Source organism: Nocardia sp. CDC159 (genome assembly GCF_023740735.1).
Taxonomy (GTDB): domain Bacteria; phylum Actinomycetota; class Actinomycetes; order Mycobacteriales; family Mycobacteriaceae; genus Nocardia; species Nocardia pulmonis.
The window spans coordinates 127,156-145,257 of record NZ_JAMRXH010000004.1 but is presented as its reverse complement, the minus strand read 5'-3'; the positions used below and the strand labels follow the sequence as shown (position 1 = coordinate 145,257).

Annotated in this window: 22 protein-coding genes; 9 read left to right on the top strand and 13 right to left on the bottom strand. The window is 67.6% G+C overall.

The genetic code is table 11. The features are described from left to right. The first annotated feature begins 11 nt into the window (after positions 1 to 11). On the top strand, positions 12 to 296 hold the full coding sequence (locus NDR87_RS10595; protein WP_251911003.1) for a DUF2631 domain-containing protein: 285 nt from the start codon (positions 12 to 14) through the stop codon (positions 294 to 296). A gap of 69 nt (positions 297 to 365) precedes the next feature. Here the strand turns inward: NDR87_RS10595 and NDR87_RS10590 are convergent, their stop codons facing one another. The 4 genes from NDR87_RS10590 to NDR87_RS10575 form a co-directional block, all read right to left on the bottom strand. Further along, positions 366 to 1,022, bottom strand: coding sequence for a LysR family substrate-binding domain-containing protein (locus NDR87_RS10590; protein ID WP_251911001.1), 657 nt, complete (start codon positions 1,020 to 1,022; stop codon positions 366 to 368). A gap of 22 nt (positions 1,023 to 1,044) precedes the next feature. After that, complete coding sequence (locus tag NDR87_RS10585; protein WP_251910999.1) at positions 1,045 to 1,707, bottom strand: hypothetical protein; 663 nt, start codon at positions 1,705 to 1,707, stop codon at positions 1,045 to 1,047. An 84-nt stretch (positions 1,708 to 1,791) separates the two neighbouring features. Next, positions 1,792 to 2,430: an HD domain-containing protein gene (locus NDR87_RS10580; RefSeq protein ID WP_251910997.1), complete on the bottom strand. Its 639-nt coding sequence runs from the start codon at positions 2,428 to 2,430 to the stop codon at positions 1,792 to 1,794. Further along, positions 2,420 to 3,409: a M64 family metallopeptidase gene (locus NDR87_RS10575; RefSeq protein WP_251910995.1), complete on the bottom strand. Its 990-nt coding sequence runs from the start codon at positions 3,407 to 3,409 to the stop codon at positions 2,420 to 2,422. Before NDR87_RS10575 ends, NDR87_RS10580 begins: the two co-directional genes overlap by 11 nt. Positions 3,410 to 3,635: 226 nt before the next feature. Between NDR87_RS10575 and NDR87_RS10570 the strand changes: the two genes are divergently transcribed. Together NDR87_RS10570 and NDR87_RS10565 are read left to right on the top strand one after the other, a co-directional pair. Next, the gene (locus NDR87_RS10570; RefSeq protein ID WP_251910993.1) at positions 3,636 to 4,397 is read left to right on the top strand and encodes a maleylpyruvate isomerase family mycothiol-dependent enzyme; all 762 of its coding nucleotides are present in this window, start codon (positions 3,636 to 3,638) and stop codon (positions 4,395 to 4,397) included. Between the two features lie 24 nt (positions 4,398 to 4,421). Then, positions 4,422 to 4,862: a hypothetical protein gene (locus NDR87_RS10565; RefSeq protein WP_251910991.1), complete on the top strand. Its 441-nt coding sequence runs from the start codon at positions 4,422 to 4,424 to the stop codon at positions 4,860 to 4,862. 58 nt (positions 4,863 to 4,920) lie between these two features. Here the strand turns inward: NDR87_RS10565 and rlmN are convergent, their stop codons facing one another. Further along, positions 4,921 to 6,030 carry a 23S rRNA (adenine(2503)-C(2))-methyltransferase RlmN gene (gene rlmN, locus NDR87_RS10560; RefSeq protein WP_251910989.1) on the bottom strand — a complete coding sequence of 370 codons (1,110 nt, stop codon included), beginning with the start codon at positions 6,028 to 6,030 and terminating at the stop codon, positions 4,921 to 4,923. 135 nt (positions 6,031 to 6,165) lie between these two features. On the opposite strand from rlmN, the gene NDR87_RS10555 reads away from it, so the two are divergent. Further along, positions 6,166 to 6,564, top strand: a complete 399-nt coding sequence (locus NDR87_RS10555; protein WP_251910987.1) for a lipopolysaccharide assembly LapA domain-containing protein — start codon at positions 6,166 to 6,168, stop codon at positions 6,562 to 6,564. Here NDR87_RS10555 and NDR87_RS10550 read toward each other — a convergent pair whose 3' ends face one another. The 3 genes from NDR87_RS10550 to pyrH all read right to left on the bottom strand — a co-directional run bounded on the left by NDR87_RS10550 (position 6,565) and on the right by pyrH (position 8,886). Then, on the bottom strand, positions 6,565 to 7,488 hold the full coding sequence (locus tag NDR87_RS10550) for a phosphatidate cytidylyltransferase (protein ID WP_372494145.1): 924 nt from the start codon (positions 7,486 to 7,488) through the stop codon (positions 6,565 to 6,567). It abuts the gene before it with no gap. 75 nt (positions 7,489 to 7,563) lie between these two features. After that, the gene (gene frr, locus NDR87_RS10545; RefSeq protein WP_251910986.1) at positions 7,564 to 8,121 is read right to left on the bottom strand and encodes a ribosome recycling factor; all 558 of its coding nucleotides are present in this window, start codon (positions 8,119 to 8,121) and stop codon (positions 7,564 to 7,566) included. Between the two features lie 36 nt (positions 8,122 to 8,157). Further along, entirely contained in the window at positions 8,158 to 8,886 is a 729-nt protein-coding gene (pyrH, locus tag NDR87_RS10540; protein WP_251910985.1) for a UMP kinase, read from the bottom strand. A 458-nt stretch (positions 8,887 to 9,344) separates the two neighbouring features. On the opposite strand from pyrH, the gene NDR87_RS10535 reads away from it, so the two are divergent. Next, complete coding sequence (locus NDR87_RS10535) at positions 9,345 to 10,298, top strand: hypothetical protein (protein WP_251910984.1); 954 nt, start codon at positions 9,345 to 9,347, stop codon at positions 10,296 to 10,298. Positions 10,299 to 10,307: 9 nt separating this feature from the next. On the opposite strand, the gene NDR87_RS10530 is transcribed toward NDR87_RS10535, so the two are convergent. The 3 genes from NDR87_RS10530 to rpsB all read right to left on the bottom strand — a co-directional run bounded on the left by NDR87_RS10530 (position 10,308) and on the right by rpsB (position 13,052). Next, a complete protein-coding gene (locus NDR87_RS10530) occupies positions 10,308 to 11,084 on the bottom strand; it encodes an endonuclease/exonuclease/phosphatase family protein (RefSeq protein WP_251910983.1) in 777 nt (258 codons plus the stop codon). A gap of 127 nt (positions 11,085 to 11,211) precedes the next feature. Then, positions 11,212 to 12,036: a translation elongation factor Ts gene (gene tsf, locus NDR87_RS10525; protein WP_251910982.1), complete on the bottom strand. Its 825-nt coding sequence runs from the start codon at positions 12,034 to 12,036 to the stop codon at positions 11,212 to 11,214. 185 nt (positions 12,037 to 12,221) lie between these two features. Continuing rightward, positions 12,222 to 13,052: a 30S ribosomal protein S2 gene (gene rpsB / locus NDR87_RS10520; protein ID WP_251910981.1), complete on the bottom strand. Its 831-nt coding sequence runs from the start codon at positions 13,050 to 13,052 to the stop codon at positions 12,222 to 12,224. Between the two features lie 314 nt (positions 13,053 to 13,366). Here rpsB and NDR87_RS10515 point away from each other — a divergent pair, with 314 nt between their 5' ends. Both NDR87_RS10515 and NDR87_RS10510 read left to right on the top strand, forming a co-directional pair. Continuing rightward, positions 13,367 to 14,818, top strand: coding sequence for a cellulase family glycosylhydrolase (locus NDR87_RS10515; RefSeq protein WP_251910980.1), 1,452 nt, complete (start codon positions 13,367 to 13,369; stop codon positions 14,816 to 14,818). A gap of 112 nt (positions 14,819 to 14,930) precedes the next feature. Continuing rightward, positions 14,931 to 15,422, top strand: a complete 492-nt coding sequence (locus NDR87_RS10510; RefSeq protein WP_251910979.1) for a M23 family metallopeptidase — start codon at positions 14,931 to 14,933, stop codon at positions 15,420 to 15,422. Between the two features lie 44 nt (positions 15,423 to 15,466). Here NDR87_RS10510 and NDR87_RS10505 read toward each other — a convergent pair whose 3' ends face one another. Then, positions 15,467 to 16,222: a siderophore-interacting protein gene (locus NDR87_RS10505; RefSeq protein WP_251910978.1), complete on the bottom strand. Its 756-nt coding sequence runs from the start codon at positions 16,220 to 16,222 to the stop codon at positions 15,467 to 15,469. A gap of 139 nt (positions 16,223 to 16,361) precedes the next feature. On the opposite strand from NDR87_RS10505, the gene NDR87_RS10500 reads away from it, so the two are divergent. Continuing rightward, the gene (locus NDR87_RS10500) at positions 16,362 to 16,868 is read left to right on the top strand and encodes a DUF1990 family protein (RefSeq protein ID WP_251910977.1); all 507 of its coding nucleotides are present in this window, start codon (positions 16,362 to 16,364) and stop codon (positions 16,866 to 16,868) included. Positions 16,869 to 17,015: 147 nt separating this feature from the next. Here NDR87_RS10500 and NDR87_RS10495 read toward each other — a convergent pair whose 3' ends face one another. Then, on the bottom strand, positions 17,016 to 17,459 hold the full coding sequence (locus NDR87_RS10495; RefSeq protein ID WP_251910976.1) for a helix-turn-helix domain-containing protein: 444 nt from the start codon (positions 17,457 to 17,459) through the stop codon (positions 17,016 to 17,018). A gap of 140 nt (positions 17,460 to 17,599) precedes the next feature. On the opposite strand from NDR87_RS10495, the gene NDR87_RS10490 reads away from it, so the two are divergent. Continuing rightward, positions 17,600 to 18,073: a DUF1772 domain-containing protein gene (locus tag NDR87_RS10490; protein ID WP_251910975.1), complete on the top strand. Its 474-nt coding sequence runs from the start codon at positions 17,600 to 17,602 to the stop codon at positions 18,071 to 18,073. The last annotated feature ends 29 nt before the right edge of the window (positions 18,074 to 18,102 follow it).

The following is an 18,102-nucleotide window of genomic DNA, read 5'->3' as shown; positions in this document are numbered from 1 at the left end:
TGGGAGCGAACGTGGCCGCCACGGAACTGGAACCCACCAAGAGCGCCGGTGTCGTCACCAAGGTCGACCCCGCCGAGGTTCCGTCCGCCGCGTGGGGTTGGAGCGGTGAATCCCGCCGCACCTTCCGCGCCGCCGGCTGGGTTGTCGTAGTGATCCTGCTGGCCATGCTGTTCGAGGGCCCCCAGGGCAGCTCCTCGGGCACCGGCAACATCGGCTACCTGTTCCTGATCGGCTTCGCCCTCCTGCTGGCCGGAGTGCTGATCCGCGACAGCTGGCTGAAGAACAAGCCGCGGTAGTCGGCAGATCTCGAAACGGGCGCCCACACGGGCGCCCGTTTTTGTCGTCCCACCCTATTTCGAGCGTGATCACCTGCGTCGGCGCGGCCTCGCCCGATTGGCCGGACCCTTCTTCCCCCCGGCCACCGGACGCTTGCTCTTGCGTTGCGGCTCAACGGCTTCCGACCGGCTGGACCTGGAGCTACGGGCGGTGCGCCCGCGGACGATGCCGATGAATTCCTCGACCGTCTCGGTGGTGTTGTCGATGAGCCACGCCAGGGCGATCTCGGTGTCGGGCGCGTCGGTGACGGGTCGATAGGTCAGATCACGGCGATGGTGCAGGCGGGCCAGGGATTGCGGCATGATGGCCGCGCCGCTGACCGCGGCGACCAGAGCCACGGTGTCGGCCAGCGCGTCGATGTCGTCGGCATCCTGGATGCGCTCGTCGGCCAGATCCGCGCGGGTGACCTCCTCGAACAGCGAGATGGGATGGTCCTTGGGGACCACGACGACGGGGACCTCGCGATACAGCGGGATCGCGTGCATGCCCTCGCGCTCGATGGGCAGCCGCACGAAGCACATGTCGACCCGGCCCGCACGCAGGGCCGTCTCCTGATCGGCCTGGGGCACCCCGATCAGTTCCAGCGGGCTGCCGGGGAATCGCTCACCCCAGACCCGTTCCCATTTCGACACGATCACGCCGGGCACGTAACCGACACGCAGCGCATCGGGAGCAAACCCACTCATTCGTGCCAGCGTATTGCACCGCTCAGCCGTCGAGGCATTTCAGCTCGGTGATGTAGGGACGCAGGCCCAGCGCGATGTCGACGCACGCGGCCAACAGGGCATCCCGCTCGTCGCGATCCAGGCGACGTCCGACCGCCAGCCGGGTGCCCAGGATCGGGACGGGCAGCGTATCGCCGGCGCGGTCCCACCACAGATGATTGTCGGCCAGCTCGTCGCCGCGCCGACCCCAGCCCTCCGGGCTCCGAATCAGGCTCAGCCGACCCAGCTCCGCGCCGAAGACATCCAGGATCAGCAGCCGGAAGACATCGCCGGTGCGCGGCTCCTCGGGGTGCGGCACGAAGTGGCAGATGGTGCCCGCGGTGATCGAGATGGCGGTCGCGGTGTCGGTGACGAGGATGAGGCCGACCCGCGTACCGGTCGCGGTCTTCAGCACCGTCGGCTCGTCGCGGCTCGATTCGATCCGCACCCGATATCCGTCGCTGTAGGTCAGGACGTGGGTGTCACCGCGAGACTTCGTGCGCCCCAACGAAATCGGGAATCGACGCCCGGTCGCGACCGATTCCTCCCGTTCCGCCACGGCGATCGGATCGCCTGGGCCGCTTCGGAACTCGATCCGCAATTCGCCCGACGCCCTGCGCGACACCCGTCCCTCGATCATCATCGATCCGCTCAACGGGTCCGTCATGCGTCGATCGTAGGACTGTGACCTCAGTCTCACGCGCGAATCGCGCATCGAATCCGATTGCCCCGCAGTGGAAGGGCGGGGCCCTTATCGCCCGATTCGCGCGAAATTCTCCGGTTCGTCGAGCGGATTGCGCCGAATCCGTTCGGCGATGCCGCCCCGGACGGCCGCGGCGGCGGCACATCCGGGCTTGCGCCGCGCCTGCTCGTCGAAGCGCCCGATGAACTCCTGCGCCAGATCCAGCCGCGGCCAGCGCGCCAGCACCTCCGCGCGCAGCCCGGCACCGATGCGGTCCACCCCGCGCCCGGAGATGTCGACACCCGTGGACGCCTCCAACAAATACCCCTCGGGATCGGCGGCCGGGTCGACCTCGCTCCACATATGCCGCACGATGATCTCCAGCAACCGCCGCCGCCGCTGCACCGACCAGCCCGCCCCGGCGGCGAACACGCCCGCCACATGCCCGCCCGCCTCCTCGAATGGCAGTGTGTGGCTGTCGAATTCGACGACCAGGCCGATATCGTGCAGCACCGCCGCCACATACAGCAGTTCGGCGTCGAATTCGATCCGCTCCGCGCGCGCCAGCGCGACCGCCCAGACGTAGGAGCGCACCGAATGATTCAGTAGGGCGGGCGAGCAGTACTCCCCCGCCACGACCCACGCCGCCCGAGCGGCATTCGTCTCGGGCAGCGTCAGATCAGCCAAACGCAGTTCGTCATCGACCACTGTGCGAATGTACCGAATCGCCCTCGGTGGCCGGACGGCTCTTGCGTTCGATCGCGGCCTTCATCGCGTCCAGCCCGATCAGGTTGAACTCACGTCCCAGCGACCGCATCAGCGAATTCTCCGTGGGCCGGTACACGCCGCGCTTGTGGTAGACGGCGCCCTCGTAGGTGCCGACCACGCCGCCGTCGGGCGACTGCTTGCCGAGGTACTGGTACCACTTGGCCTTGTTCTGGCGCATCTGCGCGCTGGTGTACTTCGAGGCGTTGACCTCGCTGGGCTCGCGGCCGGTGTAACGGTCGTTGGGGTAGTCGTACTCGTCGGCCAGACCGCCCACGGAATGTCCGAGTTCGTGCACGACGATCTGCCCGGCCTGGGCGTTCCCGCCCGAGGAGGTCGCGACCCGGCCGCCCGCACCGCCGTACTTGGTGGTGTTGGCCAGCGCGACCACCTGGTCGACCTCGGGAGCGAGGCGGGCGTACTGGAAGGCCTTGGTCTCGTTGACACACAGCAGGCGCTCGGTACCACCGCACCAGAACGTCATATCCAGCGCGGTGTCGCGCAGGGTGCCGCGTGGATCGTGGTCCACGCCCGACTGCCGCGACACCACGTTGACGGCCCAGACGTTGAAGCGCTGCTTGTAGGACTTGAACGGCTCGACCTGGGTCAGCTCGTTCCAGCGGTTGACCACATGCTCTTTGTAGGTGCCCAGCTGGGACGAGGTGTACCCGTCACCGACGAACACCAGATCGAACCGCTCGCTGGAGGGCCCGGTCTGTTGAATCGGCACGACGTCGGCCCGCACCGCCGAGCGCGGCGCCGGGGCCTCTCGCTGCACGGGCACGTCGACCCGGGTGATGGTACCGTCCGGCGAGAACACCTCTCGCTGTTCGGTTTCGGCGGCCGAGCCGGTCGCGGTGGACAGTCCTGCCGCGAGCGTCGCGCCGAGCACGACCGTGAACAGGCGCGCTAATGGAGACATGGCGAAACTCCTGTAATCCATTGGTGGACAAAGGATCCGCAGACGCGCCCAGGGTACCCAGCCGAGCCCGGAGAGCGGGGCGGGATCCGTTGTGCCGAGGGGTTTCACAGTCGCGAATAGGGGTCGCACCAGTGCGCATGATCACACTTGCGGCTTCGCCCCCGAGACTCTAAGCCGGGCGAATCTCGCTGGGCCGAAACCATTTCGGAGCACTAGTTTGAAGGTCATGGCAGTACTGGACTTCGATCGCGGCCGCACCGAGATCGGCGCGCAGACGGAGCTGTTGGCGGCGACGGTGGCCGAGGCCGACCTGACCGCCGCGGTGCCGTCGTGCCCCGGCTGGAATCTCGGGCAATTGTTGCGGCATGTCGGCGGGGTGCATCGCTGGGTGGAAACCGTTGTGGCGAAACGATCTTCCGATCCCGTGGACGACGATCTGGTCAACGATCTGTCGGTCTACGAGCTCGATCCGACCGCCGCGATCGCCTGGGTACGCGAGGGCGCGGACCGACTGCTGCACGCACTGCACGACGCCGGACCCGGACTCCGCGTATGGACCCCCGCCGGACCGGGCAGCACCGAATTCTGGGTCCGCCACGCCCTGCACGAAACCGCCCTACATCGCGCCGACGCCGCCGAGACCCTGCACCGCCCGTTCGAGCTGACCGCCGACGTCGCGGCCGACTGCTTCGAGGAATGGCTCGACAACGCCCGCTCCCCCGAGGCTTATCTACCGGATCCTCCGCTGCTCGGCCCCGGCCGCACGCTGGCCTTCCATGTCCCCGACGGCCACGGTTGGCTGGTGGACCTGACCGGCCCCGAACCCACCTGGCGACGCGGCCGAGCCACCGCCGCCGCCTCGGTCACCGGAGCGATCACCGACCTGCTCCTGTTCGTCTACAACCGACCCCATCGCGTCGAAATCACCGGAGACGAGAGGCTGGTCCACCTGTGGCGGGAGCGGACGGCGTTCTGGCTGGAAGGGTGAAATCGGCTGCGGCCGAGCACCTTGATGGTCGCGGCTCGCGGGGCCGGCTACTGGAAGATCGCGCCACATGCCGCGCAGGTGCTCGCACGCGGCGGTGAGGCCCGCGTGCTCATCCTGGGCGGCCTGCGTCGTCGTCCGCCGCACAGCGTCGGCATGCCCTTCTACGCGGGCCTGACCGCCAAGGCGCTGGACATCTCCGAGGTCCCCGGCGGCGTCTGCACGAGCATCGGAACCCTGCACCACACCAGCCGAATCCCGGCCGCCCCGATGTACCTCCGCGACATCTCCCTGCACATCGGCATGCCGTCGATCCGCCCCCTGATCCCAGCCGTTCTGGACCTCATGGCCGGCGATTCCTTCCAGCCCGAACGGGTCACGACCGATATGGACAACCTCGACAACGCGGTGGCGGCCATGCGCCGCTACGTATCCGGCGAGTCGCTGAAGACGGTGCGGGTCGAGTGAGACCTCACGGCCATGGGATGCGTTCGGCGATCGCCCGACCGGTTGCCCGAGCCGGTGGCTACCCCTCCGCCGCCAGCTGCCCGCAGGCCGCCGCGATCTCCTGACCACGCGTATCCCGCACCGTGCACGGCACTCCCTGAGCCTCCACCCGCCGAACGAATTCCCGCTCAACAGGTTTCGGGGAGGCGTCCCACTTGCTGCCGGGAGTGGGGTTCAAGGGGATGAGGTTGACGTGGACTCGGGGGCCCAAAGCCTGGTGTAGCTTCGCGCCCAGCATGTCCGCGCGCCAGGGGTGGTCGTTGATGTCGCGGATCAGGGCGTATTCGACGGAGACGCGGCGGCCGGTCTTGTCGGCGTAGTAGCGGGCGGCGTCGAGGACCTCGGCGACCGGCCAGCGGTTGTTGACCGGGACCAGGGTGTCGCGGAGTTCGTCGTCGGGGGTGTGCAGGGAGACGGCCAGGGTGACCGACAGGCCCTCGTCGGCGAGTTTGCGGATGGCGGGGGCCAGGCCGACGGTGGAGACGACGACGTTGCGCTGGGAGATGCCCAGGCCGTCGGGGGCGGGCGAGGTGATGCGGCGGACGGCGGCGACCACGCGCTTGTAGTTGGCCAGGGGCTCGCCCATGCCCATGAAGACGATGTTGGACAGGCGGCCGGGTCCACCGGCGACCTCGCCGTCGCGCAGCGCGGCGGCCGCGGCGCGGACCTGGTCGACGATCTCGGCGGTGGACAGGTTGCGGTTCAGGCCGCCCTGACCGGTGGCGCAGAACGGGCAGGCCATGCCGCAGCCCGCCTGGCTCGAGATGCACAGGGTGTTGCGGTCGGGATAGCGCATGAGCACGCTCTCGAGCAGGGTGCCGTCGCCCGCCCGCCACAGCGTCTTGCGGGTGGTGCCGTCGTCGCACACCACGTGGCGCACCTCGGTGAGCAGCGGCGGAAAGAGCGCCTCGGCCACCTTGGCCCGCATCGGCGCGGGCAGGTCGGTCATCTGCTCCGGATCGGCCTGCAGGCGGGCGTAGTACTGCCGGGCGATCTGATCGGCGCGGAACTTGGGCAGGCCCAGTTCCTCGATCACCTTGCGCCGCTCGTCCGCGTCGAGGTCGGCGAGATGCCGCGGCGGCATGCCACGGCGCGGAGCATCGAAGACGAGCGGCAGGGAGGCAGTCATAACCCCTCCAGTGTCCCATCCGCCGCGCGCCGTCCTGCCGCGAGGCCGCGATATCCCGGTCACATCGCGCGACATGCCCCCGATCGATGCGGCGATAGACGTGTACCGACCATAGCTATCGGGAATGATCGAGACATGACCAGCGACGCAGTCTCATCCCCCGGCCCGGATCCGGTCTCGCGCGCCGACCCGGCCGCGCCCACCACCCCGACGCCCCCGGCCGGTACGCCCGCCCCGACCACACCGACCACACCGGCGCAGACAACGACGGCACCCACCAAACACAGCCGATCCCTGCGCACCCGCACCGGCTACACCTGGACCGCCCTGGTGGCGGCCGCGATCCTCGGCATCGTCCTGCTGATCTTCATCCTGCAGAACTCCAATCAGGTTCAGACGCACCTGTTCTTCTGGGACTTCACCCAGCCGCTGGGCGTCACCATCCTGCTGTCGGTGATCGCGGGCGCACTGGTGATGGCCCTGGTCGGCGGCGGGCGCATCCTGCAGCTGCGCCGGGCCGCCAAGCGGAACTGACTACAGCAGGGCGGTGAACACCAGCCAGGACACGAGCGCCGAGGGCAGCATCGAGTCCAGGCGGTCCATGATGCCGCCGTGGCCGGGCAGCAGCGTGCCCATGTCCTTGATGCCGAGCTCGCGCTTGACCTGGGATTCGATCAGGTCCCCACAGGTCGCCACGAGCACGACGGCGACACCGACGAGCACGCCGATCATCGAATTGGCCTGCAGCAGCAGCGTCACCGTGAGCAGGCCACCGATCACGCAGAACACCAGGGATCCGGCGAACCCCTCCCACGACTTCTTCGGGCTGATCGCCGGAACCATCGGATGCTTGCCGAACAGCACCCCCGCCACATAGCCGCCGACGTCCGAGCAGACGACCAGGATCATGAACGTCAGCACCCGCAGATTGCCCTTGTTGTCCTCGAGCAACAGCAGCGCGGCGAACGCGGCCAGCAGCGGGACCCAGGCCAGCACGAACACCGTGATAGCGGTGTCGCGCAGGAAGTTTCGCGGCTGCCCGCCGAGACCGTGGTCGAACAGCCGCCACATCATGCACAGCAGCGCGGTGGTGCCGAACGCGCCCACCACGCCCAGCGCCCCGTAGGGCCAGGACAGCCAGATGATCGCCTGCCCGCCCACGATCAGGGGAATGCGCGGCACCAGCACATCGGCCTCGCGTAACCGCTTGGCGACCTCCCAGGTGGCGACCGCGATGGCGACCGCGATCACGCCGATGAGGATCTTCGGCGCGAACAGCAGGATCGCGATGAGCGACAACCCCAGGGCGAACCCCACGGCCAGGGCCGCGGGTAGGTTGCGACCGGCACGCGAAGACTTACCGCTGGGCTGCGCCTGCGGAGCCGGTGCCTCGTCTGCGGGTACACCGGTCACGTCACCGGCGGGCCCCGCATCACCGGCCGCGGTTTGTTCGGCCACGATTGTCCCGTCGCTCACTTGTCGTCCATTTCGTCCCCCACGAGCTGTCACCGCGGGTCGGCGCGCCGACCCGGCCTAGACCTCGAGCAGTTCCGATTCCTTGTGCTTGACCAACTCGTCGATCTGGGCGACATATTTGTGGGTCGTCTTGTCCAGGTCCTTTTCGGCGCGGCCCACCTCGTCCTCACCGGCCTCGCCGTCCTTCTGGATGCGATTCAGCTCGTCCATCGCCTTACGCCGCACATTGCGGATCGCGATCTTGGCATCCTCGCCCTTGCTCTTGGCCTGCTTGACGAGTTCGCGGCGGCGCTCCTCGGTCAGCTGCGGGACCACCACGCGAATGATGTTGCCGTCATTGGTGGGGTTCACGCCCAGATCCGAATTGCGGATCGCGGTCTCGATCGGCTGTAACTGGGACTGCTCGTAGGGCTTGATGACGAGCATGCGCGGCTCGGGGGCCGTGATGCTCGACATCTGGGTGATCGGCGTCGGCGAACCGTAGTAGTCGACGACGACTCTGTTGAACATGCTCGGATTCGCGCGACCCGTTCGGATGGAACCGAGGTCGTCCTTCGCCACCGAGACGGCCTTCTCCATCTTCTCCTCGGCGTCGAAGAGCGCTTCTTCAATCACGACCGTTTCCTCCACAGCGTCATCGTGTTGATCCGTTCAGGACCGAACCAGTGTGCCGATCTTCTCACCGGCCACCGCACGGGCGATATTGCCCTTGGTCAAGAGATTGAACACCAACATCGGCATCTGGTTGTCCATACAGAGGCTGAATGCGGTGGCGTCGGCGACCTTGAGCCCGCGCTCGAGCACTTCCTTGTGCGTGATCTCGGAGAACATCTCGGCGTTCGGATCCTCGCGCGGGTCGGCGGTGTACACCCCGTCCACCGCCTTGGCCATGAGCACGACTTCGGCACCGATCTCCAACGCACGCTGCGCGGCGGTGGTGTCGGTGGAGAAGTACGGCATGCCCATGCCCGCACCGAAGATCACCACGCGGCCCTTCTCCAGATGCCGCTTGGCTCGCAACGGGATGTAGGGCTCGGCGACCTGACCCATGGTGATGGCGGTCTGCACTCGGGTGTCGACGCCCTGCTTCTGCAGAAAATCTTGCAGCGCAAGGCTGTTCATCACGGTGCCGAGCATGCCCATGTAATCCGAACGGGCGCGCTCCATCCCGCGTTCCTCGAGTTCGGCGCCGCGGAAGAAGTTGCCGCCGCCGATGACGACCGCCACCTGCACGCCGGTCGACACCACCTCGGCGATCTGCTCGGCGACCGTCTGCACCACATCCGGGTCGAGCCCGACCCTGCCGCCACCGAACATCTCCCCACCCAGCTTGAGGAGTACTCGGCGAAAGCCCTTACGGGCGGGTTGCGGGTCCGACATCGGTCTCCATTCTCTTCGACAGCCTGCTTACACACATGCGAAAAGACCATCCGGTGTCGGGATGGACACGAGACGGTGACAAAGCTCTGTCCATCCTGCCCTACGACCGGCCCGAACCGTTACCCGACCCCCGGAAAATCCACCGGGCGAGGCGGACACGAGCTCCGAAACGTCGAACGGGCGCGTCCGGACGTTGCAGGCACTGTACCCGCGGAGTCGACGATGCACCACGCCGTGCGACTCGCGATCGCGGACGCGGGCCGGTGTGATCGGCTGTGGGCTGCGGTGGGATGCGGAAAGGCCGGGGCGGCCGGTAAAACCGGCCGAATTTCCTCGGTACGTATTCTTGTGGTTGACAAAGCAATACGCCCTCGGTTGACATTTCCGCAAAATAAACCGGGTCTGGCCGATGAAATTGCGGGCTTGTACCCAATTGCGTAGCAACACAAGGTCGTTGCATGGGGAACACGGTTACCGTCCAGGATCTCGATGCCGATCTGGGTCAACTCGGAGAATTCGAGGCGGGCTGGAAAGCGCAAAAAGAAAAGCTGTCGTGGGCGGCGGACACCATCAACAACGCGGCCAGGACCGTGGTCGGCGGACACTGGGCCGGTCCGGCTTCCGAGCGGTACGACCAGCACCGGCGCAAGCTCGTCGCCGACCTCGACGAGGGCGCGGAACTCGCCGGCAAGGCGGCCACGGCGGTCGGCGCGTGCATCCACGTGCTGCGATTCAATCAGGGCTTGCTGAACAACGAGAAGGCGAAACTCGACGGCAAGGTGGCGATTCGAGAGTACGGCTCCGGGCTCATCGAGCTCATGCCGACCGACGAGGAGCAGACCGAGCTCGTCGCCCAGGTGGCCAAGGCGTACGAGCAAATTCGCGGCCGGGTCGACCAGCAACTGAAGGCGCAGACCGCGACCATCCGAGCGGCCGCGACGCGGTTGCAGGCCCTGGAAGCAACCTGGACCAAACGCACCCTGCGGATGCTCAACTGGAATATTCAGCAGGGCGGCGACGGCAACAAGGTGGGCAACTTCCTGTCCACCGGAGAAAACCAGCAGGGGACCCAGAACGGCGATTTCGGCCGGATCGCACAGCGCATCATCGATGGCAAGGTCGACGTGGCGACGCTACAGGAAGTCTTCAAGAACGGATCACAACAACTCCAGGCCGAGCTGGACAAGCGGGCCGCGCCCGGGGAGAAGTGGGAGGTCCATTTCGGCCCGGCGTCGAACAAGAACCAGGGTGAACGCCTGGGCTGGCCGAGCGAATTCGGCAATGCCGTGGTGGTGCGCACCGGCCATGGCGTGACGACCGGCGGCACCACGGTCACCGACCTCGGGCCCGGCGGCCCGAAAGATACGGAGAACCGCTCGACGACGAAGGTTCACATCGACGTCAACCGCTGAGCGGTCCGATCACCAGGCGGGCATCGCGACATCGACGCGCTGCCCGTCGTGGTCGGACTCCCAGCGCTGCCAACGCTCGGCCGGGGCGGTTCCCACACCCCTGGGCAGCACATGATCGATCGGGGCGTTACCGGCCGAGGTGCCCTTCAGCCGACCGTCCGGACCGTCGTGGATCTCACCGGCCCGGTGGTCGAAGTTCTGATTGTCGAAGTTGCGGATCGCCTCCGCCGACGGCAGTTTGAAGGGCTTGTCCTTGGGAACGTCACGCGGATCGGCCACAGCGTTGAGATCACCCGCGATCACCGTATTACCGCTGAGCGGGCCCCCGGCCAGGCCGAGCAGATGACGAAGCTGCATGAGCTGCTGCTGCGCCTGCTCAGAAGTGTCGTTCTTACTCAAATGGGTGCTGAACAGATCGAGGCCATTGCGATTGTTCCGCAGGAACTCCTCCGCATTGCGATGATCCATCACCTTGTACAGCGTGATCGCCAGCTTCAAACGCTCGGCGTCGGAATCGACCGTGGCGGCGAACGCCCGCACGGCCGCCCCCACTCCGGCGAACGCGTCACCGTGCGCGGCTGCGCAGGCACCGCCCTCCGAGGTATTCCCGAAGGGGGTGTACGGCTGATAGCTGACGCGACCCATATTGAATGTCGGTACTCCTCTACCCGAGGCACCCGCGGCGGCGGCGCCGAGGATTTGCAGGCCGTGGGCCAGGGCGCTCTGCGCCCGCGCGGTCTCGGTCTGGAGTTTCTCGAGCTCGGCGTAATCGACTTTGATCGTCATGACTCGATCGTTGGGTCCCAACCTGTTTCGGCGAAAGCCCACAGAACTACCAGCACCGGCCCTCGGGTGTCCAAAGACGGCGAAGGCCCCTCGCGCGAATATCGCGCGAGGGGCCTTTACGACGAAATCAGGCCTGGCCGACCTCGAAGCGGGCGAACCGGGTCACGGTCACACCGGCCTCGTCCAGCAGCTGCTTCACGGTCTTCTTGCTGTCGGTCACCGACGCCTGCTCCAGCAGGACGACGTCCTTGTAGAAGCCGTTGACGCGGCCCTCGACGATCTTCGGCAGCGCGGCCTCGGGCTTGCCCTCCTCGCGGGCGGTCGCCTCGGCGATGCTGCGCTCCTTCTCGACGACCTCGGCCGGAACCTCGTCACGGGTGACGTAGCGGGCCTTCAGCGCGGCGATCTGCATGGCGGCGGCGCGGGCGGCCTCGGCGGCCTTGTCGCCCTCGCCCTGGTACTCGACCAGCACGCCGACAGCCGGCGGCAGGTCGGAGGACCGCTTGTGCAGGTAGGTCGCGACCGGCGCGTTGAACGACACGACGCGGCGCAGCTCCAGCTTCTCGCCGATGCGCGCGGCCAGCTCCTGCACGGCCTGGTCGGCGGTCTTGCCGTTGACGTCGAGCGCCTTCAGCGCGTCCAGGTCCGCCGGGCGGGCCTTGGCCGCGGCCTCGGCGATGTCGCCGGCCAGGTTCTGGAACTCGTCGTTCTTGGCGACGAAGTCGGTCTCGGAGTTGATCTCGAACATGACGCCGTCCGACGCGGCGACCAGGCCCTCGGCGGTCGCCCGCTCGGCGCGCTTGCCGACGTCCTTGGCGCCCTTGATGCGCAGGACCTCGACGGCCTTGTCGAAGTCGCCGTCGGTCTCTTCCAGCGCCTTCTTGCAGTCCATCATCCCGGAGCCGGTGAGCTCGCGAAGCCGCTTCACATCGGCGGCAGTGTAGTTCGCCATCCTGGCGAGCCTCCTCGAATATTGGTCTCTAGGTCTCTAGCACCACCATGCCGACCGCTTCCGAACAGGAAGGGCCGGCACGGTGAACAATCCGTCGCGGTGCGGACCGCGGTGGCAGCGTCAGGGCCGAAGGCGGCAGCTTGCGTAACCACGTAGGCCCCGCTGCCGCCGCCGTCGGACACTGCTCAGCTCTCGGCCGCGGCCGGGGCCTCGGCGGGCGCCTCGGCGGTCTCGGCGTTCGGGCTGGCCTGGGCCAGCAGCTCCTGCTCCCACTCGGCGAGCGGCTCGCCGGCACCGGCCTCGGGCTTGGCATCGCCGGTGGCACGCGCGGCGCGGGCCTGCACGCCCTCGGCGACGGCGGAGGCCACGACCTTGGTCAGCAGCGCGGCCGAGCGGATGGCGTCGTCGTTGCCCGGGATCGGGTAGTCGACCAGGTCCGGATCGCAGTTGGTGTCCAGGATCGCGACGACCGGGATGTTCAGCTTGCGGGCCTCGCCGACGGCGATGTGCTCCTTGTTGGTGTCGACGACCCAGATGGCCGAGGGCACCTTGGCCATATCGCGGATACCGCCGAGGGTGCGCTCCAGCTTGTTCTTCTCACGCGTGAGCATGAGGATTTCCTTCTTGGTGCGACCCTCGAAACCGCCGGTCTGCTCCATCGACTCCAGCTCCTTCAGGCGCTGCAGCCGCTTGTGGACGGTCGAGAAGTTGGTGAGCATGCCGCCCAGCCAGCGCTGGTTCACATACGGCATACCGACGCGGGTCGCCTCGGAGGCGATGGCCTCCTGCGCCTGCTTCTTGGTGCCGACGAACAGCACGGTGCCACCGTGGGCCACGGTCTCCTTGACGAACTCGTAGGCCTTGTCGATGTAGGTCAGCGTCTGCTGCAGGTCGATGATGTAGATGCCGTTGCGGTCGGTGAAGATGAACCGCTTCATCTTCGGGTTCCACCGGCGGGTCTGGTGCCCGAAGTGCGCGCCGCTGTCGAGCAGCTGCTTCATGGTTACGACAGCCATGGCTCCGTAACAACCTTTCGTTGCTGGTTGACGCAGGGGTCGGCGACCACTGCCCTGGCGCCCGCGGCCGTCGGACCCGATTCGGCACTAGCTCGAAACGTTCGGGACCAGCCGACGACCCACAGTTGCGGGCGCGCGAAGTCGATCCGGTGATGAGCGGACCGCTCGATCAGTTTACGGGGCCGGCGCGTCGCGACATAAACGGGGTGGTCATCGGGTGTTCCGAGAGCCGGAAACCCCTATTCACATCCCGCATATCTGGTCAATCGTCCAGAACATGCCCTGATTCGGACACCGTGGCGCACCGTGAAGTCATGCGCTCTCTGTTTCCCCGCGCTCGCTGGGCCGCCGTCGCGGCCGCGGCCATCGCGCTCACCTTCGGAATCACCGTCCCCGAACCGGCCGCGGCCGATCCCCCACCGCTGTCGCGGCTGAGCGTGCGGGGGTCGTCGTTCGTCGACGAGCACGGCCGCGTGGTCCTGCTGCGCGGGGTGAACAACGTGGACAAGGATCCGCCGTACGTGACGCCCGGCGACGGCCTGACCATCACCGCCCGCGACGCCGAGTTGCTCGCCCGGCACGGCTTCAACGCCGTCCGGCTGGGTGTCGAATTCGCCGGGCTCATGCCCGAGCGGGGGCGGCTCGACCGCGACTACATCGAACGGTTGGCGCGGACGGTGGATGCGCTCGGGCGGGCGGGCATCTACGTGCTGCTGGACAACCATCAGGACTCGATGAGCGCGGTATTCCGCGGCAATGGATTCCCGGCGTGGGCGGTGGATCCGAAACCGTTTCCGGGCGAACCGAATCCGGGCTGGCCGCTGAACAGCGCGACGATGGCGTCGCTGAATCTGGCGTGGTCGAACTTCTGGACCAACCGCCACGGCGTGGTGGATCGGCTGGGCGATGCCCTGTCGGCGCTCGCGGCGCGGCTGCGCGGCAATCCGGCAGTCCTCGGCTACGAGGTCATGAACGAACCCTGGCCGGGCGTCGTCTACCCCAGCTGCATCCCGTCGGGCTGTCCCAAGTTCGACGCGCAGTATCAGGGCGTCCACGAGAAGCTGACCCGGCGCATTCGCGAGGGGGATCCGGCCGCGCCGGTGCTGTGGGAGCCGCATGTGATGTGGAATCAGACGATTCCCACCCATATCGCGGAACCGCCGCTGACCCCGGCGATCACCGATCCCTCGATCGTGTTCTCCTTCCACGACTACTGCGCGTTCAACGAGGCGGCGATCTATCTGGGCCTGCCGCGCGAGCTGGTCGGACTGTGCGGCGCACAGCACGACCGCACCTGGTCCAACTACGAGACCTTCGCCAAACGCGCCAAGATTCCCGCTCTGGTCACCGAATTCGGCGGCGACTCCCGAGCCGACACCGTCGCCCGCACCCTCGACCGCGCCGATCAGCGCCTCCTCGGCTGGATGTGGTGGCATTACAGCAGCATCGACGGCCCGACCGTGCGCCCCGACCCGTTCACCGGTGAGCTGGGCAGACAACTCGTCCGCACCTATCCCCGCGCCACGTCCGGCATCCCGCTGTCGCTGACCTTCGACGCGGCCACCGGCGAGACGCACTTTCGCTACCGTCCCGAAAAACGCGGCGCGCCAACCGAGATCAGCACATCGGATCTGCACTATCCGCAGGGATACACCGTGGAGGTGCGGGGCGGGCGGGTCACCTCGGCGGCGAACAGCCGGGTGATCACCGTCGAGGCGGCCGACGACGCGCAGGCGGTGGAGGTGACGGTGAAGGCGCGCAGTTGAGGTAGGGCCCGGTGGGTCGACGGCCGGGAGAAGTTGTCCACAGCCCCCGAGTTGTCCACACTCGCCGAAGAGGATCTTTCCACCCCCGGCCGGAGGCGAGCAGGCTGGCGACATGCGCTGGTCGACGACCCTGCTGATCTGCTTCCTGCTCCCGATCGTGCTGCCCGCCCCCGATGCGGACGCGGCACCGTCGGGCCGCTTCGACTGGCCGCTGCGCCCGCGGCCACCGGTAGTGCGGGCCTTCGACAAACCGGCGCGCGACTGGCTGCCGGGTCACCGCGGGATCGATCTGGGCGGCGTCACCGGGCAACCGGTGCTCGCCGCGGGCGAGGGCGTCACGGCCTTCGCCGACGAGGTGGGCGGCAAACCCGTCGTCTCCATCGATCACCCCGGCGGCCTGCGCACCACCTACGAGCCCGTGCGCGCGACCGTCCCGTCCGGTCGCCGGGTGCTGCGCGGTGAGATCGTGGGGACGCTGGAACCCGGTCATACCGGCTGTCCCACCGCCTGTCTGCACTGGGGCGTTCGCCGCGGTCACGACTATCTGGATCCACTCGGGCTCGTGCGCACCACCGGTCTGCGCCTCAAACCGCTGAAGCCTTGATCGCCAAGAATTTTCGCGGAACTCCGCGGGCCCTGGACCGGATGTTACTGCGCGGCAACCGCTTCGCGCTCGGCGAGGTCGCGCTTCCATTCCCGGAAGCCCTCCTCGCTGCGGCCGCGACGCCAGTAGCCGGAGATGGAGGCGAACTGGGCCGGGACGCCGCGTTCCTTGCGGATGTAGGGGCGCAGCTCGTGCATGACGGCCTGCGCCTCGCCGTGGATGAAGACGTGGGCCTGGCCGTCGCGCCACGGCTCGGAACGCACCGCGGCCGCCAAGGCCTCGCCCGGCGCACGGTCGCCGCGGTGGAGCCAGGTGAGTTCCACACCGGCGGGGCGCTCGAAGACCAATTCGTCTGCGGGACCGGCGATTTCGATGAATACGCGGCCGACCGCGTCCGCGGGCAGCGCGGCGCAGGCGGCGGCGATGGCGGGCAACGCCGATTCGTCACCGGCCAGCAGATGCCAATCCGCATCGGGGCGCGGCGCGTAGGCACCGCCCGGGCCGAACAGATCGATCGGGTCACCCGCACGCGCGCCTGCCGCCCACGGCCCGGCGATGCCCTCGTCGCCGTGATACACGAAGTCGATGGTGATCTCCTCGGCGCGGGGGTCGATCGCGCGGACGGTGTACGTGCGCATCACCTCGCCGTCGGGCCGGGGAAACAGCAGCTTGACGTAGGCATCGGTGAAGCCGTTGGGCTGGAAGGCCGCGAAGCCGGGGCCGCCCAGCCGAACCCGGATCAGATGGTCGGTCAGGCGTTCGGTGCCGCAGACCACGAAACTGTGACGGGTGCGCGCCAAGGAAGACACCTCCATAATTAGGGTTACCTAAGCCATCCTAGCAAGAGATATCGGCGATAGCTCGGGATATATCTATGTGCCGCCACTTCCCGGCGCCACGGCCCTGTTCTCGCGGCCCCGCACGCAGGAGGATGGAGACATGTCCGATCAGCCGCCGTTCTCCTATGTGGAAGTCGGTGCCACCGCCCACGAATTCCCGCCCGGCTACGACCATTTCCGCCTCCGCCGCCGCATCGGATCGGGCCGCGCCCTGTTCGAATCGGCCGCCGCCGAGATCCTGACCTACCGAATGCAGAAGGGCACCGGCATCTTCTGCCAGGCGAGCACCCCCGTGGCCGAACCCGGCACCCGAGTGCTGGTCCGACTCGGCCTGGGCCCGATCGCCATCACCGCGCCCTGCCGCGTGGTCTATGTCCTCGACGAACCCGACCGCCGCGGATTCGCCTACGGCACCCTGCCCGGCCATCCGGAGCGCGGCGAGGAACTGTTCGCCGTCGAATACGACCCCTCCGACGACTCGGTGTACGGGGTCGTGGCCGCGTTTTCCCGCCCCGCCACGTGGTACACCCGCCTCGCCGGACCCGTGACCCGTTTGGTGCAGCGCTATTTCGCGGGCAAGTACATCGACACCGTCAGGCCGAGGTGAGCGACCGTCGATCGCGGGCCGCGGTGAAGTCGCGAACCAGAGCTGGGTGAGCAAGGGTCAGCGACACGCGGTCGCGGGATCGTCGCACTCTCCGACGAAATCGACACCGTGACAAAGCAATCGGCCGCTCTGCTAGTGGTGCGTCGTTCAGCCGACGCGGCTGTCATACTTCTCGCGATTGGCGTGCACCTCGTCCATATGCGCCTCGGCCCACTCTTTGATGCCGCGCATCACGTGGTGTAGCGAGAGACCGAGGTCGGTCAGCTCGTAGGTGACCGTGACCGGGACGGTCGGCGTCACGGTGCGGGTGAGCAGGCCGTCACGCTCGAGGGAGCGCAGCGTCTGGGTGAGCATCTTCTGGCTGACCCCGGCCAGCCGGCGAGACAACTCGGCGTACCGCATCGACCGCGGCTCGCCGACGCAGTCGCTCCCGGGACGCTGCGGGCCGTCGCCGCTGAGCGCGGCCAGGATCAGCGCGACCCACTTGTCGGAGATCCGGTTGAGCAGCTGGCGACTGGGGCAGCCCGCCAGGAACGCGTCGTACTCCACCTGCGCCTGGGCCCGCTTCTGGGCCGCGGTCAGTGTCGGCATCGACCGCTCCTTCCTACCGAGGGGTGACCAACGCACCTCGAGGTGCGTACTTCCCGATGGAGAGTTACCCAACCATAGTGATGTGGTCAACCACCGAACACAAGTCACGTGAACGCGCGAACCCAGGAGAGCCACCAGCCATGTCCGTTCCGATCCAGATCCTCGCTGCCCTCGCGGTTCTCACCAATGCCGTCGTCTACGGCACCGATACCGTCGCCGCGCTCGTCACGCGATCGGTCCACCGCCGGCTCGACGACACCACCATGACCCTCAGTGCCGGATGGGGTCACTACTACGCCGATCTCCGGATGCCCCCGATCGGGATCACCGGACTGGTGAGCGCACTGCTCGCCACGGTGTTGGCCGGTGTGGGCGGATACACCGTGCCCGCCGTTTCGGCGGGGCTGAGCGTGCTGGCCCTGGTGGCCTGGCTGGTTCTCTACGCGCGGATCGCGAAGCCGGTCAACACCGCACAGAAGGCGGCGGCACAGACTGGAACCATACCCCCGGATGCGCGCGCTCTGCAGGAACGCTGGGACAGCATTCTCCATCCCCGCGTCGGCCTGCAGATGGTCGCGCTGATCGCGCTGCTGGTCACCATCGCAACGGCCTGACATCCAGATCGGGCAAGCTCGAAACAATC